The following is an 808-nucleotide window of genomic DNA, read 5'->3' as shown; positions in this document are numbered from 1 at the left end:
GGAAAGGCATTAATCCTGAGTTGATTGAGAATTTTCTAAACGATCAATCCTTTGTGGTTAAGGATGTTCTTAGTCGATTAAAAATTACAACTTCTACCTATTTTGCAAAGAAAAAAGATCATAAGTTACTCGATTCGGGATCTACAGAGAAATTTTTAAGATTAATCTCCGTTGTAAAAAATGCAGAGGAAATTTTAGGCAGCCAAGAAGCTAAGGGATGGCTTTATAAAAAAATTCCTTCACTAGGGGATCAAATCCCGATGGATTTATTGGATACAGAAGCAGGGCATCGTCTTGTCGATCAAGCATTATTACAAATTAAGTATGGGATCTATAGCTAATGTCTATTTGGTTTAGAGGATCTCAAATTCAACAAGCCGATGCCGTATTCTCAGGTGAGGGTGGATTATATGTTGCAGGTAGATGGAATCACAAAGGGACAAAATCTATATATTGTTCTCAATCAATATCTCTTTGTACATTGGAATGGTTATCACACAATGGTCTATCAGTATCCGGTTTTAGTTATTATAAGTTTTCGATTGAAATTCCAGATGAGTTGATCATTAAATACATTATCTCTGATTTACCTAAAGAGTGGAAAAATACACCTTCACCAAATCTAAATCGTGATTTTGCTGCGAAAAATTTTTATGATCCGAACGAGTATTTGGCAATGGCTGTTCCCTCAGTAATGGTGCCTGAGGAATTTAATTTAGTAATAAATCCATTACACACCGCTTTTGCAAAGGTTAAAAAGACAATACGTATTTTAGGTCAGTTTACAGCTCCAAGGAGATAAGCATTA

2 protein-coding genes are annotated in these 808 nt (G+C 34.8%); both read left to right on the top strand.

Features of this window, described 5'->3' with window-relative positions:
- Nucleotides 1-341: antitoxin Xre/MbcA/ParS toxin-binding domain-containing protein (locus tag Lwal_RS17770; RefSeq protein WP_193787241.1), on the top strand; the 341-nt coding region annotated here is incomplete at its 5' end.
- The gene (locus Lwal_RS15155) at nt 341-802 is read left to right on the top strand and encodes an RES family NAD+ phosphorylase (RefSeq protein ID WP_058481637.1); all 462 of its coding nucleotides are present in this window, start codon (nt 341-343) and stop codon (nt 800-802) included. The genes Lwal_RS17770 and Lwal_RS15155, both read left to right, overlap by 1 nt.
- Nucleotides 803-808 lie beyond the last annotated feature (6 nt).

The sequence above is a fragment of the Legionella waltersii genome, assembly GCF_001468085.1.
Classification (GTDB): Bacteria; Pseudomonadota; Gammaproteobacteria; order Legionellales; family Legionellaceae; genus Legionella; species Legionella waltersii.
This window is presented reverse-complemented; position numbering and strand designations above follow the sequence as displayed.

Excerpts from the sequence above, each read along its gene's own strand:
- Lwal_RS15155 (WP_058481637.1), top strand. The coding sequence starts at position 341 with ATGTCTATTTGGTTTAGAGGATCTCAAATTCAACAAGCCGATGCCGTA.